Annotated in this window: 17 protein-coding genes and 1 pseudogene; 2 read left to right on the forward strand and 16 right to left on the reverse strand. The window is 34.8% G+C overall.

What is annotated here, in order from left to right; all coding sequences use genetic code 11:
• From AC1DTM_RS11340 to AC1DTM_RS11385, 10 genes and pseudogenes are all read right to left on the reverse strand, one after another.
• Positions 1–626 (reverse strand): PAS domain-containing protein (locus tag AC1DTM_RS11340; protein WP_477000238.1); only part of this gene is annotated, 626 nt, incomplete at its 3' end.
• A 144-nt stretch (positions 627–770) separates the two neighbouring features.
• Positions 771–1,019: a biotin/lipoyl attachment domain-containing protein gene (locus AC1DTM_RS11345; RefSeq protein WP_002149602.1), complete on the reverse strand. Its 249-nt coding sequence runs from the start codon at positions 1,017–1,019 to the stop codon at positions 771–773.
• Between the two features lie 27 nt (positions 1,020–1,046).
• Complete coding sequence (locus tag AC1DTM_RS11350) at positions 1,047–1,337, reverse strand: SAV0927 family protein (protein ID WP_002202687.1); 291 nt, start codon at positions 1,335–1,337, stop codon at positions 1,047–1,049.
• A 488-nt stretch (positions 1,338–1,825) separates the two neighbouring features.
• The gene (locus tag AC1DTM_RS11355) at positions 1,826–3,175 is read right to left on the reverse strand and encodes an APC family permease (protein WP_016104262.1); all 1,350 of its coding nucleotides are present in this window, start codon (positions 3,173–3,175) and stop codon (positions 1,826–1,828) included.
• Positions 3,176–3,597: 422 nt separating this feature from the next.
• Positions 3,598–4,566, reverse strand: a complete 969-nt coding sequence (nrdF, locus tag AC1DTM_RS11360; protein WP_002064394.1) for a class 1b ribonucleoside-diphosphate reductase subunit beta — start codon at positions 4,564–4,566, stop codon at positions 3,598–3,600.
• 94 nt (positions 4,567–4,660) lie between these two features.
• The gene (locus tag AC1DTM_RS11365) at positions 4,661–5,611 is read right to left on the reverse strand and encodes a ribonucleotide reductase large subunit (RefSeq protein ID WP_307831438.1); all 951 of its coding nucleotides are present in this window, start codon (positions 5,609–5,611) and stop codon (positions 4,661–4,663) included.
• Positions 5,612–5,993: 382 nt separating this feature from the next.
• Positions 5,994–7,121: pseudogene (locus AC1DTM_RS11370) on the reverse strand (ribonucleotide reductase N-terminal alpha domain-containing protein); the annotation flags it as partial.
• Positions 7,108–7,467 (reverse strand): class Ib ribonucleoside-diphosphate reductase assembly flavoprotein NrdI, encoded by a 360-nt coding sequence (gene nrdI, locus AC1DTM_RS11375; RefSeq protein WP_088098840.1) that lies wholly within the window; start codon positions 7,465–7,467, stop codon positions 7,108–7,110. The gene nrdI and the pseudogene AC1DTM_RS11370, both read right to left, overlap by 14 nt.
• 478 nt (positions 7,468–7,945) lie before the next feature.
• A complete protein-coding gene (locus AC1DTM_RS11380; protein ID WP_002158721.1) occupies positions 7,946–8,263 on the reverse strand; it encodes a hypothetical protein in 318 nt (105 codons plus the stop codon).
• Positions 8,264–8,288: 25 nt separating this feature from the next.
• Positions 8,289–8,483, reverse strand: coding sequence for a hypothetical protein (locus AC1DTM_RS11385; RefSeq protein WP_002149609.1), 195 nt, complete (start codon positions 8,481–8,483; stop codon positions 8,289–8,291).
• A 261-nt stretch (positions 8,484–8,744) separates the two neighbouring features.
• Here AC1DTM_RS11385 and AC1DTM_RS11390 point away from each other — a divergent pair, with 261 nt between their 5' ends.
• Positions 8,745–9,323: a GNAT family N-acetyltransferase gene (locus AC1DTM_RS11390; protein ID WP_002158723.1), complete on the forward strand. Its 579-nt coding sequence runs from the start codon at positions 8,745–8,747 to the stop codon at positions 9,321–9,323.
• Between the two features lie 61 nt (positions 9,324–9,384).
• On the opposite strand, the gene AC1DTM_RS11395 is transcribed toward AC1DTM_RS11390, so the two are convergent.
• Both AC1DTM_RS11395 and AC1DTM_RS11400 read right to left on the reverse strand, forming a co-directional pair.
• Complete coding sequence (locus AC1DTM_RS11395; protein WP_477000239.1) at positions 9,385–9,987, reverse strand: histidine phosphatase family protein; 603 nt, start codon at positions 9,985–9,987, stop codon at positions 9,385–9,387.
• A gap of 81 nt (positions 9,988–10,068) precedes the next feature.
• Positions 10,069–10,224: a hypothetical protein gene (locus AC1DTM_RS11400; protein WP_002158725.1), complete on the reverse strand. Its 156-nt coding sequence runs from the start codon at positions 10,222–10,224 to the stop codon at positions 10,069–10,071.
• A 256-nt stretch (positions 10,225–10,480) separates the two neighbouring features.
• Between AC1DTM_RS11400 and AC1DTM_RS11405 the strand changes: the two genes are divergently transcribed.
• Positions 10,481–10,666, forward strand: coding sequence for a YkvS family protein (locus tag AC1DTM_RS11405; RefSeq protein ID WP_002064385.1), 186 nt, complete (start codon positions 10,481–10,483; stop codon positions 10,664–10,666).
• 50 nt (positions 10,667–10,716) lie between these two features.
• Here AC1DTM_RS11405 and queF read toward each other — a convergent pair whose 3' ends face one another.
• From queF to queC, 4 genes are read right to left on the reverse strand one after another with little or no spacing between them, the layout of a single operon-like run.
• Complete coding sequence (gene queF, locus AC1DTM_RS11410) at positions 10,717–11,214, reverse strand: preQ(1) synthase (protein ID WP_002158726.1); 498 nt, start codon at positions 11,212–11,214, stop codon at positions 10,717–10,719.
• Between the two features lie 18 nt (positions 11,215–11,232).
• Entirely contained in the window at positions 11,233–11,949 is a 717-nt protein-coding gene (gene queE / locus AC1DTM_RS11415) for a 7-carboxy-7-deazaguanine synthase QueE (protein WP_078179566.1), read from the reverse strand.
• Positions 11,942–12,433, reverse strand: a complete 492-nt coding sequence (gene queD, locus AC1DTM_RS11420; RefSeq protein ID WP_002011526.1) for a 6-carboxytetrahydropterin synthase QueD — start codon at positions 12,431–12,433, stop codon at positions 11,942–11,944. The genes queE and queD overlap by 8 nt, the downstream gene beginning before the upstream one ends.
• Positions 12,433–13,095: a 7-cyano-7-deazaguanine synthase QueC gene (queC, locus tag AC1DTM_RS11425; RefSeq protein WP_002158728.1), complete on the reverse strand. Its 663-nt coding sequence runs from the start codon at positions 13,093–13,095 to the stop codon at positions 12,433–12,435. Before queC ends, queD begins: the two co-directional genes overlap by 1 nt.
• Between the last annotated feature and the right edge of the window lie 99 nt (positions 13,096–13,194).

Here is a 13,194-nt window from a genome sequence, read left to right on the forward strand (position 1 = left end):
GGACTATAGTCAACTAATACACCCATCTCATTTGTGATTTGTAATTGATTCAAGATCGTTTTTCCCGTTGTAAATACGTTATTAATGTGCTCTTCGTTAAAAATCAGTTCTGCTGGTACATTCATAACTTTTTCAGGAGTCGATTTAATCATCTTCAAACCAGACTCATTGCAATTTACAATTTTCTTTTCACGATCTACTACAAAAATCCCCATTGGAATAGACGTTAAAATAATTTTCAATATATCAACACTCTGATTTTCTTGTTTAAATAGTTCTGCAAAAACATCCTCTCTTCTTATATATCCTGTTAGCTCATCTATTTCATTTTTTACTATCGCAATCGGCGCTCCAATAATTTGAAAAAGAGCTGTTAAAGAAATATCTTTACTAAGATGACATATTGTATCTAGTGAAACAGCATTTGAAAGCAATACCTTAGCAGTTAATCCCTTACTATTTGATAGCAGATCCTTCACATGAACGTATGCAAATAATTTCTCCCCTCTTTTTAAAAATAGAAAAGATTCTTTTATATTTTCAACATCTATATTCCATTCCTTTTCAGATTGATCGATAGATAGAGAAACAATAGGTCTAATTTTTTTATGAGCAATGGAAAACATGTTGCTATTCCTCCTTTGAACTATTTAATTTGTATTGTATCATTAAAAACAGATTTTTTTAATTAATCTGAAAATAAAACGTTTTTTCCTTTACTTAATAAAAAAAGGAAGATGAACGCCTCCATCTTCCTCATTGTTCTATCTTTAATCACTACCACTAACGAAAAGATCTTCTTGAATATAAGCTAATACCATACCTGGAATTACTTTATCCCCTGCCTCTACTTCTAAAGATTGAACTTCTCCACTACATCCCATCTTAATTACTTCCAGTTTACCATTCATATCTTTAATAGAGAATAATGGCTCCCATTCATAAATTCGCGAATCCTTATTAATAGACACTTTTTCAATTATTCCATAACACGGACTCGTAATAATATCATAATACACAATCAATCATCCCTTTCTTTTATTCTATTAATATTGTTCTTCTAACCTTTGTGACTGAAGAATCATATAGAAAAAGTTTTGAAGCTCTTCTATATCTTCTACCTCAATTCCTAGCCTTGGTGCCCAATATTGTTCCTCTCCAATATCTTCTTGACTTAATAAAACCATTCTCCCATTTTGAATTGAGGTAACCATTGCTTTTCCAAGAAACTGTTGCGAATACGTAACAGCTATATCGTAACGATGACTATTCGACAAAATGCAATAATAGCCGATTTGTTGTCTCTCCACTTCTTCTAATAAAATATCCAGTTTCATTTGGTCCCTCCTTTAGGTTAAAAATGCAACTAGCATATTAGACGTAATATTTCTACAACTTCGCAACCACCTTCAATGAAATGATTTTCAAGTTCAACTGTATTTGTTTTTTGCTTGGATTACGACCATAACACCCCGCTTTTATATTTTTACTAATTGTACAAAGCAATAATTGTGCCAAAAGAAAATACCATGTTGACCATCATTTATCAGCCATCCTCCCTAGACTTGCCCCTCTTCCTTATGAATCGTTGAATGAATTATGCAATACTGCATGATTGCCCAATCTTCAAAGCAAAAAACATCGGATCCATTCCCGATGTCTTTTGCTTTTTTATCCCGCTATTTGTGGGCAGTAAAACTCCCACCTCAAAATTCGGCTGGAGCAAAGAAGTTAGGTTGGAGCCCCGCTGCCCGTAAACGCCCGATTGGTGAGGGCTAATAATCAGTGGGGGATGAACAAAACCCCCACTGATTAWAGTTTCACTTTATATTTCCTGTACTTCTTCAAAATGCATTTGCGGAGGAGCTGAACGAAACATGTTCGTAATATATAGAAGGTACCCAATTCCAATAGCAGCCCAGCAAAGTCCCAAAATAAGTGAATGGATATTGAGGTTAAACCATAGTACTGCTACAGTAGCAGCACCCAAAATAGGCATAACTAGGTAATTTAAGAAATCTTTTATCGTTTTATATCTTTTTTTCTTGATTATATAGTAAGAAATCACAGATAAATTAACAAATGTAAATGCAATAAGCGCTCCAAAGTTAATAAGAGATGCTGCTGTTTCTAAATCAATGAATATAGCGAAGAGCGAAATAATTCCTACAAAAATAACATTATATACTGGAGTTCGCCAGCGAGGATGAATGTATCCGAATATTTTCTTCGGAATTACATTATCTCGCCCCATTACGTATAATAACCTGGACACACTTGTATGAGAAGCTAAACCGGACGCAAGTGTCCCCATAAGGGTTCCTACTAAAAAGAAAGCTTGAAATAATTTCCCACCAACATATAGTGCAATTTCTGGAGATGCTGATTCTTGATTTTTAAATACAGATGTATCTGGAAACATAGATTGTGTAAAATACGTAGTAGTAATGAATAAAACTCCACCGATTAAAGCAGTAAGAAAAATAGCTCGAGGAATTGTTTTCTCCGCGTTTGGTGTCTCTTCTGAAAATGTAGTTACTGCATCAAAACCTAAAAATGAGAAACAAAGAATTGTTGCACCTGCAACTAACGGTGATATTTGTATATCTGATTGAAAAAACGGCTGAATGGAAAAAACTTCTCCTGTTCCCTCTCCCGCTAATAAGCCTTTTATAACTAGAAAAACAAATACGGCCATTACTAACACTTGAAATATTACTAAGAACGTATTGAAATTAGCAGTAACATTTACGCTAATCATATTTATTAATGTAACAAGGAGAACAAAGCCAATGACCCATACCCAACTAGGAACACTTGGGAAAAATGCTGACATATAAATTCTCGTTAATAGTGCGTTCACCATCGGTAGAAACAAATAATCCAATAACGCGGACCATCCAACAAGAAACCCAAGCCTTGCACTAATTGTCTTCTGTGTATACGTATAAGCTGATCCAGCGGTAGGAAAAACCTTTACCATTTTGCCGTAGCTTGCAGCGGTAAACAACATCCCCGCTAATGCAATAAGATAAGCTCCTGGAACATGACCACCCGTTTTTTCAGAAACGATTCCAAATGTATCAAACCCAACCATCGGTGTCATATACCCGACCCCTAGCATAACAATTGACCAAAGCCCTAATGAACGTTTTAAACCAACTACTTTTCCCACCTATCATTCCCCCTACTTTCTCTATCTAATTTCCATTTAAAAATCGACAGTTAAAAGGAAGCGTTTTCAAATAACTGTATATCACACCGGATATTACCTCCCTTTTCTTTACTTTTTAAATATTCATGCAATTTTTAAGCCAAAATTTCTAGCATTTAAAAATTCAATAGTAAAAAGAACGTATAGGTGGAGTTGGGTCTCCTTTCTTCTCATTTTTTATTCATTTTGGCATAAGTTATTCAATCTCTCATACGACTAAATATGAAAAATAAAACTTTAATCCTTGTTTTTTTATTCCCACTTCCTCAAAAATTGGGCTTTTACAAGATTAAAATATTTCCATGAAATAATAACATTATGTAAACTATTCATAGCAAAAAAGCTGTCTTTTCTATAAAGACAGCTTTTTCTATAACACTATATTAAAAATTGAATACGAAGTCATCGTCTGCTAACTTTTCAACATTCGTTGCTTTTACGTAACCATTTCCTTTTACAGAGAAGAAGTCATGGTTTTTCGTATCTGTACGTAAACCATTTAAAACGATTGGGTTAATTTCTTCTTCCTCAAACTTCGGCTCAAGTCCTAAGTTCATAAGTCCTTTATTCGCATTGTAACGAACGAAACGATTTACATCCTCTACAAGACCGATAGAAGTATAAATTTCTTCTGTATATGCCAATTCAATTTCATACAGTTCCATTAATAACTCTTGCGTTTCCGTTTGTACTTCTTGTTGCTCTTTTGCAGAAAGTTCTGTGAAGATTTGTTGTGCTAAAATACCAACGAATACGCCGTGAATTGACTCGTCACGAATTATTAAGTTAATAATCTCACCACTTGCCGTCAATTTGCCTTGACCTGCTAAGTAAAGTGGATAGAAGAACCCACTATAGAATAAGTAACTTTCTAAGAACACACTTGCTACCATTGCCATGTATAACTCTTTTTTCGTTACTTCAGGCTTTAATAAACGACGATAGTAACTAGTAACAATACCAGCTTTTTTCTCAAGTAATGGATGGTTATCTACCCATTCAAAAATATCATCAATTTCTTCTTCAGTAGCTAACGTTGTGAAAATATGGCTGTAACTCTTCGCATGTACTTCTTCCATAGCGCCCATGAAAGCTAATACACTTTTCGCTTGTAAATTTTCAAGATGAACAAGTACAAGAGGCATCCCTTCGCCGCCTTGTTTCGTATCTAAAAGTGTTAAACCACCTAATACACGCTTATAAGCAATTTGCTCTTCTTTTGATAATTGTGCCCAAGTATTTTTGTCAGAAGACACTGCGATTTCTTCTTCTGTCCAAAACTGAGCGATGTTTTGCTTCCAAAACATTAAACTAAAATCATCTTCTTTTTTGTTCCAGTTTACCGCACGCATTAAATCGCCCCTTCTCTAAATAAACATAAAAAATTGATAACTAAGCATGAGCAGGGTTCAGAAAAACYCTGCTCATAATGTCTCACTTTTTATATTAAACGGTACAAGCCACGCACTCTTCCACGCTTAATTTACGTGTTCTCGTATAATAAAGACTCTTCAAGCCTTTTTTATGTGCATAAATGTAGTAACGTGCTAACTCACGTGTTGAAATATCACTATTAACATAAAGAATGGTACTAATTCCTTGGTCAATATGTTCTTGAACCTCTGCAATTAAATCAATTAATTTAAACTGATTCATATCGTAAGAAGATTTATAGTACCAGAACGTATCTTTTGATAAATACGGCATTGGATAATATGTTGTCGCATTCGCATACGTTCTTGATTCAATTTGACTTACGATTGGCATTACGCTTGAAGTTGCATTTTGAACGTAACTGATCGATTGTGTCGGAGCGATTGCAAGACGATATGAGTTGTATAAACCATTCTTCTGTACTTGCTCTTTTAAACTTGTCCAATCTTCTTTTGTTGGAATATGAATTCCTTCAAATAATTGCTGAACTTTTTCAGTTACTGGGCTGTAATCTTTCGTTTCATACTTTTCAAAGTATGTGCCGTTTGCATAATCAGACTTATCGAAGTCTTTAAATGTCTCGCCTTTTTCTTTAGCGATTTCCATACTTTTCTCAATCGAGTAGTAATTTAACATCATAAAGAATGTACGAGCGAATTCTTTCGCTTCTGCACTTTCATAAGCGATTTTATTTTTTGCTAAATATCCGTGTAAGTTCATTGCTCCAAGTCCAACTGAATGAAGCTCATCATTTGCTTTTTTCACAGTTGGGGCATTCGGAATGATCGTCATATCAGAAACAGCTGTTAAAGCTTCCATTCCCGCATGAACTGCTTCACGAATTTCTTTATTTTCCATTACGTTTACGATATTTAACGATCCTAAGTTACAGTTAATATCACGACGGATAATGTCTTCTGTACCGTAATCATTTATTTCAGAAGTTTCTTGTAGCTGGAAGATTTCTGTCTCGAATGTTCAACCGAGTTCGCTACTCCTCAGTCCGTTGCTCATGCAACTGCTGTATGTCACCATACAGGACAGACTATATCATCACCTACAGCATTACCTGGTTAGGTGCTCCGCTTTTCGAGCGCCAATCGCTTGCGCTCTACTCCCAAATGGGATAGTCGTTAGGCTTTTACTTATCTTAATCTTTCAGAAAGTCTCTTATTACTTTATGTTGTTCAATAACTCTGCTATACAAAATAATAAGATACATTCTGAACTTTTATATTTTCATTCTAAGATAAGATTTAGCACGGTAGGTTACCTCAAACTTGAGGCTTTCCCCGTTTAACGGAGTTTTCGACTAGCATTTCTGCTAGAAGGTGCTACATATTTAACACAAGTTCGACATCTTCACAGTTCCAATATCCTTCAGTGGATGCTGGTTATTTGCATTTGATTTAAACATTAAGTATGGGTAACCAGACTCAAGCTGAATCATAGCAATTTTAATAAGCATATCACGCGCACTAATATCTAGTGGCTTCTTCTTCACTTTCGGATTGCTCATTAATTCATCGTACATTTCGTCGATATCTATATCATCTAAATGTTTTCCGTACTCTTTAAATACTGTATAAGGCGCGAAAACATGGAAAGGTTCGTTTTTCTCAGCAAGCTCAAAGAACTTACTTGGAATGATAATTCCGATTGATAGAGACTGAATACGGCTCTTCTCATCGGCATTTATTTTTTTTGTATCAAGGAATTCTATAATATCCCAATGGAAAATGTTTAAGTATACAGCGCCGGCACCTTTTCGTTGGCCAAGTTGATTCGCATATGAAAACGAATCTTCAAGCAATTTCATAACAGGCACTACACCACTTGCGGCGTTATCAATACCTTTAATTTGCTCACCACGTGCGCGTAGCTTAGATAAGTTTAAAGCTACTCCACCACCGATTTTCGATAATTGCATCGCAGTATTAATGTTAAAACCGATTGAATTTAAGCTATCGTCCATCTCTAACAAGAAAYAAGACACCATTTCTCCTCTTCTGCTTCTTCCCGCATTTAAAAAGGTTGGTGTCGCTGGTTGGTAGTTTTGTTTTACAATCATGCTTGCGAATTGTTTTGCCTTCGCAACATCACCGCGTCCTAGGTATAATGACACAATTGCTACACGATCTTCATAGCTTTCTAAGTATTGTTTTTGATCATTCGTTTTTAACGCATAATCTTTATAGAACTTAGATGCTGCCATATAAGATTGGAACTCGAAGTTTTCACCATAAGCGATGTTATAAACTCCTTCTACTTCCTCCAAGCTATACTCGTCCAGAACGTTGTAATAGTAATCATGTTCTTTCATATACTCCATTCGCTCTGCCACGCTATTAAAATGAACGGTATTCTCTCTAGCTTCTTCCATAAAGACTTCTAATGCCTCTTTATCTTTATGAAGCTGATAAAAACCGTCCTGCATTTGCGTGATTTCATTATTCAGTTCAATGTGTCGCAATCTCCCGCACCCTTTCTTTAAAATATTCTACATCATTATTTGTTCCAGATAACTCAAATTTTGATACAATAGGCACTTCATATTTAGTAGAAATTTTGTCAGCACTTGCACCAAACATGTCTCCCCAATTACGATTGCCACTTGCAGATACGCCTTTTAATTTTTCATTATTGCGTTCTAAAAAGTCTAAAACACGTTCCGGTACATTTCCAAAACCTGTTGTATACGTAATAAGAATAAAGTCTTCATCTAATATTAGAGCTTCATCAATTTGAATGGTCGGCATATTTAATTTGTGGATGAAACGCTTCACGTTTCCTGTCATAGAATCATATGCAACTAACATTTCCGACCCTCCCTCTCCAATCTATATTCTCTGTATGTCGTTTCTTGTTTTCTCTATATATTGTATTACGTTTCAAAATAAGACACAAGATATATGTATAAATTCTTTCTTTTTTTAACTTTTACTTTTCGACATGACCGTCGATTTTTTTCAATACAAAGACTATGAAACAACATTCTAAAACTCATGTCAATAAAGTGCTTTTCAAAAAAGTTGTCAACGAATTTAACCTTATTTTTAAAAAAGTTAACAATATTTTTTGTCATAAAACAGTAAATGCTGGAGTAATATATTTCTCCAGCATCACGCAAAAAAGAACAGACCTTAAACGATAATCTGTTCCAAAAAACGATTACATTTATCAACTTTACTTTATTAAATATTTATACATACTCTTTCGTTCCTCGTTACATACTAAAAGATAACTATTATAGAAAAAGATTATTATTATGGAACTTCAATTTATTTATGAAAAAAATTATTCAGGGTGCTCAATACGCAAAATATCTTTTACAAATATATGATGTGGATTCTCATCTTTATCAAGCATTGTGCATACAGGAGCTTCTTCATCAAAGTATACAATCATTCCTTCTACGTACTGGTATGTATGTTGAACTTGTACAGTTACTTTAATTTCTATTGCTTGCTCATATGCTCTTTTTATTTTCTGAAGCATTTTTGCTGAACATTTTCGTTTCTCTGGATACATAACCATTCCCATAAACCTATTCCCAGCTCTATCTTTCCACATGTAATCCCAATGTGGCAAGATGCCTTGTTTAAAATCCCCCATAATTCTCCTCTCCTTTATCTTCTATTTATGAACGTGGTGTTTCTGAATATGTATAAATTACCTGTCCACCGCGCTGTGCGTTCCCGATAATATGTTTAAAATCTTCTCGATTTACAACAACTTCCCTGAACGTATAAAATACATCTTTCGTCGCAACATACTCCTTTATTTCACCATTTTTCAGCTGATCCAAAATTGCATTTGCTAATTGTTTATCCATGTATTTCACCTCTCTGCAATAGTTTATTTTATCGCATCTTCTATAGGTCGACAACGGTAAAATTATCCCGTTGCTATTATGTAATTCACTTTCATTATTTTTATAGCTATATCACTTTATTATATTCGCACTAAATATCATATACTAACATAGCTACTTCTCTATATCAAACTTTTTGACGCTCTGTATAACAAAGTTCCAAGCCACTGTTTGTTATTTTATTTTATGCTACAATATATACATAGAACTAGGAGGGATACTATGATTCGGAAAGCAAAAAAGACAGATGCGGTAGGAGTAGCACCTTTACTGTATGACGCTCTGCACGAAATTGCTGAAAAAATCACAGGTAGCACAATTGAAGCAAAAGTAATACTAGGACTTGAAACATGGTTCGCAAAAGAAAATAATCGATTGAGCTATGAAAACTGTTTAGTGGCTGAACAAGATGGAAAAGTAGTTGGAGTTATTGTCGTTTATCACGGTAGTGACGCTGAGCAACTTGATGCACCAATCGTACACCACTTAAGAGAACTACATGAAGATGAATCCATTACGTTAGAAAAAGAAGCTGAACTTGATGAGTATTATATTGACACGTTGTCAGTTTCAAATATGTACAGTGGACGTGGCATTGGCTCTAAATTAATCGATGCCGCTGAACTTCATGCAACTGAAAAAGGTCATGAAAAAATTGCCTTACTTGTTAATTTAGAAAACAAACGTGCTTTTTCACTATATGAAAAACTTGGTTATAAAAAAGATACAACCGTTATGCTCGTTGGCGAACCGTATGCCCATCTAATAAAACCATTACGGTCATTGGTTTCTATATCTTAAAAAGACAATTCTTTTTTTGCTTGTTATGTAGAGAAAGAGGCTGCCAAAGGGACAGCCTCTTTTAAGTTAATTTTGTATTTAATACATTTCCATCCATCGCCTCATGAAATGTATACGTTGTACATCCCCATGGCTTCCTATGGAAAATAGGCGAACCAGACCACCCCATTGCCCTCAGTTCAGTCCCAATCATCGGATTAAAATAACTATGACCTACAAGGRCAATACGTCCATGTACGAGCGCATAACGGTGCAACATATTAGCAGCTTGCCTTGCTCTTTCTCGTACTTCCTTATAAGACTCAACATCTTTACTATAACCAACTATCCATCGTGTACGTCCAATAAACATCCATACATTAGGTTTACATTTCAACCATTTTGGAGCATAAAAACTCGTTGGAACTTCAGCTTCCCTAAAAAGAGGATTTTGCACAAAAGATAAAGAATCCGTTAATTCGGCTGTTGATCGCGCAGCACGCCTCTGATCACTCGTTACGACCAAATTCGCTGATTCAATCATCTCAATTGTTTCAATTGGTATAGGAGTTTTTTTTACTGTAGTCCCTAAATCATATTGCTTCATCCATTCACGAAATGAAATAATTGTCATTGGCTCTATAGTACTGTCCAAACGACCATGACGAATAAAAGAAATTCGCATTCTTTCCACTCCCCATTCATCCCTTACGAACTATATTACGTACTATTTCTTATTGCCATCATACCATGCATAAAAAGAAAGTTATATATCCCCACCACTATCATATGTTATCGATGTGTGCACACCATCCAGTCCATCAAAATATGTAGTTGTTTCATGATGACGCACTTTCTTCAACTGCATATAAGAAAATAAAAATAATAAAATCGCTATAAAGCTCCCCACAACTTCAAACATCATTTTACCGCCCCTAATTTCTCCCACTTTAGTAGGTTATTGTATCTTTCATTATACTCCTATATAAAGATGTATGCACTTTCATCATTCCTCTCCTAAACAATATTTTTTACATATTTCCTTACAAAAAGTGAATATTTTTCGAATTTTTACTTTGGAAACATTTACAAAGTAGTAAATATAGTTCAAAATAAGAGGAAATAAAAAAGCCCAAATTATTCTTTTTTTGGGAAAACTGGAACAAGGAGAGTTGCTTATGCAGATCGCAGAAACTGGAGATATCATTGAATTTAAAGGTGGAATGCAAGGCCGTGTTCAAAAGGTAAATCAAAACTCCGTTATTGTTGATATAACAATTATGGAGAATTTTAGAGAACTAGATATGGAACCTCTTACAGTTGTAAGCCATAAAAACTATACTGTCATTAATCAACATGCATAATATAATAGAAAGAAAGGATCTGTATATCATACAGATCCTTTCTTTCTATATTAACGATTATCGATCTTTTCTGGATATAAATCGTGATTCATCATACGGTAGTCTGCCATTTTCTCATACTTAGTTCCTGGGCGGCCGTAGTTACAGTAAGGATCGATTGAAATACCACCACGTGGTGTGAATTTCCCCCATACCTCAATATAGCGTGGATCCATTAATTTAATTAAATCATTCATAATAACGTTCATGCAATCTTCGTGGAAGTCACCATGATTTCGGAAGCTAAATAAATATAGCTTTAAAGATTTACTCTCTACCATTCTTTGTTCTGGAATGTAGCTAATATAAATTGTTGCAAAATCTGGTTGTCCTGTTTTCGGACATAAACTTGTAAATTCAGGACAATTGAATTTTACAAAGTAATCACGGTTTGGATGGTTATTATCAAATACCTCTAAAATTCCCGGGCTATATTCAAATAAATATTTTGTATTTTGATTTCCTAATAATGTTACATCTTTTAAATCTTCATCTAATCTTCCTGCCATTTTAAACATCCCTTCTCATTATACCCCTCGTTTATTTCCCCATACTAATGCATGAAGCTGAGGCAGTACTTTCGCATCATTCATTTCTTTACAATTCACAGCTTTTTCAATAAGCCATTCATATTTTTCTAATAAGTTTTTTATAAGCACCGCATCATCCACTGTTTTCGTATCATCATTTCCTACTTGTAAGAAGAATGGTACATTCGGATAACGCTCGTGCATCTTAACTGCATATTCAAAATCTTGATCATCGAATACTACTACTTTTAAACTAAAATCTTTCTCTGCTAGTTTATGAATAACAGAATCTAACATCTGAAAATCTGTTTGCATAGTTGAACTTGGTGGTTTTGGAGAAATCGTTACCTCATCAATTTGAAGCAACCAATCTTGCCATTTACTCCCTTGCGTTTCTACCGCTGTTCGCATTCCATTCTCCTTTAATATAGAAAGAAGAAATTGCATATTTTTCAGCAAAACAGGATTTCCACCCGAAATCGTAACATGAGAAAAATTTTCTCCACCAATTTCTACAAGCTCATTCCAAATGTCTTCCGGTGTCATTTGTTTAATTTGATCTTTGGCCGATCCATCCCATGTAAAAGCAGAATCACACCAAGCACAGCTATAATCACAGCCCGCTGTACGGATAAACATTGTCTTTTGTCCTACAACCATCCCTTCTCCTTGAATGGTCGGACCAAATATTTCTAAGACGGGGATTTTACTCATCGAGCATCCACTCCCGTCTTACTTCCGCATAACTAGTCGGCGTCTCAAAAAGACGAACAAATTCAACACGAGCTCCCTTGTATTCGTTCGCACGATTATCTTTCGTTAATGCTTCTGCCATCTTTTCATAAATCCAAACGACCATATTTTCAGCAGTCGTATTCATTTCTGGCAATGTTTCGTTTAAATAACGATGATCTAAATAAATTTCTATTTCATTTTTCCAAATCTCTTTTATATCGCCAAAGTCAATTGCAAGGCCTATTTCATTTACATATCCGCTAATTCCAAATACGACTTTATATGTGTGTCCATGTAAATTTTTACATTTCCCTTCATAGCAGTGTAAATGGTGCGCTGCGTCAAATGTAAATTCCTTGCTGACCATTACTCTTTTATTATGATATTTGAGTTGTTCACGCTGAATATCCTTGTCCATTTTTTGCAAATTTTCTACGATGCGAAATCCAAAAAAGTTATCCATTAGTTGCTCGCTCCTTCGCGTTCTTGTAGATACGTATCTAATCCTGCTTTACGAAGTTGACATGCTGGACATTCACCGCAACCATCACCAATGATTCCGTTATAACATGTTAATGTTTTTTCTCTAACAAACTCAAATGCTCCAAGTTCATCAGATAATTTCCATGTCTCTGCTTTATCAATCCACATAAGTGGTGTATGAATAACAAACGGATAATCCATAGATAAATTTAATGTAACGTTTAATGATTTCACAAACACGTCACGACAATCTGGATAACCACTGAAATCAGTTTCACATACACCCGTTACAATATGACGTGCTCCAACTTGTTTTGCTAATACAGCCGCAAATGATAAAAACAGTAAATTTCGTCCATCTACAAATGTTGATGGTAATTCACCTTCTTCATGTGTAATCTCCATATCCGTTCTCGTTAACGCATTTGGAGCAAGTTGATTTAATAAACTCATATCTAGTACCGTATGTTTAATTCCTAACTCTTTCGCGATTTCCACTGCACAATCAATTTCTAACTTATGACGTTGATTGTAATTAAACGTTACAGCTTCCACTTCTGCAAACTGTTGTATTGCCCAAAATAAACATGTTGTACTATCTTGTCCACCACTAAAAACAACAACTGCTTTTTCTTTTTTCATTTCACTCATTCTCCTTCTCTACTACGAATAAGAAGAAAGAACGTTCTTGAACTGTCACAATAAAAAAACAAAACAATACCTAATGATATTGTTGTTTCC

Source organism: Bacillus sp. P4_D3, assembly GCF_056401855.1.

Excerpts from the sequence above, each read along its gene's own strand:
- AC1DTM_RS11350 (WP_002202687.1), bottom strand. The coding sequence starts at position 1,337 with ATGAAACTGGATATTTTATTAGAAGAAGTGGAGAGACAACAAATCGGC.
- nrdF (WP_002064394.1), bottom strand. The coding sequence starts at position 4,566 with ATGCGTGCGGTAAACTGGAACAAAAAAGAAGATGATTTTAGTTTAATG.
- nrdI (WP_088098840.1), bottom strand. The coding sequence starts at position 7,467 with ATGTTAGTTGCATATGATTCTATGACAGGAAACGTGAAGCGTTTCATC.
- AC1DTM_RS11380 (WP_002158721.1), bottom strand. The coding sequence starts at position 8,263 with ATGGGGGATTTTAAACAAGGCATCTTGCCACATTGGGATTACATGTGG.
- AC1DTM_RS11385 (WP_002149609.1), bottom strand. The coding sequence starts at position 8,483 with ATGGATAAACAATTAGCAAATGCAATTTTGGATCAGCTGAAAAATGGT.
- AC1DTM_RS11390 (WP_002158723.1), top strand. The coding sequence starts at position 8,745 with ATGATTCGGAAAGCAAAAAAGACAGATGCGGTAGGAGTAGCACCTTTA.
- AC1DTM_RS11400 (WP_002158725.1), bottom strand. The coding sequence starts at position 10,224 with ATGTTTGAAGTTGTGGGGAGCTTTATAGCGATTTTATTATTTTTATTT.
- AC1DTM_RS11405 (WP_002064385.1), top strand. The coding sequence starts at position 10,481 with ATGCAGATCGCAGAAACTGGAGATATCATTGAATTTAAAGGTGGAATG.
- queF (WP_002158726.1), bottom strand. The coding sequence starts at position 11,214 with ATGGCAGGAAGATTAGATGAAGATTTAAAAGATGTAACATTATTAGGA.
- queE (WP_078179566.1), bottom strand. The coding sequence starts at position 11,949 with ATGAGTAAAATCCCCGTCTTAGAAATATTTGGTCCGACCATTCAAGGA.
- queD (WP_002011526.1), bottom strand. The coding sequence starts at position 12,433 with ATGGATAACTTTTTTGGATTTCGCATCGTAGAAAATTTGCAAAAAATG.
- queC (WP_002158728.1), bottom strand. The coding sequence starts at position 13,095 with ATGAAAAAAGAAAAAGCAGTTGTTGTTTTTAGTGGTGGACAAGATAGT.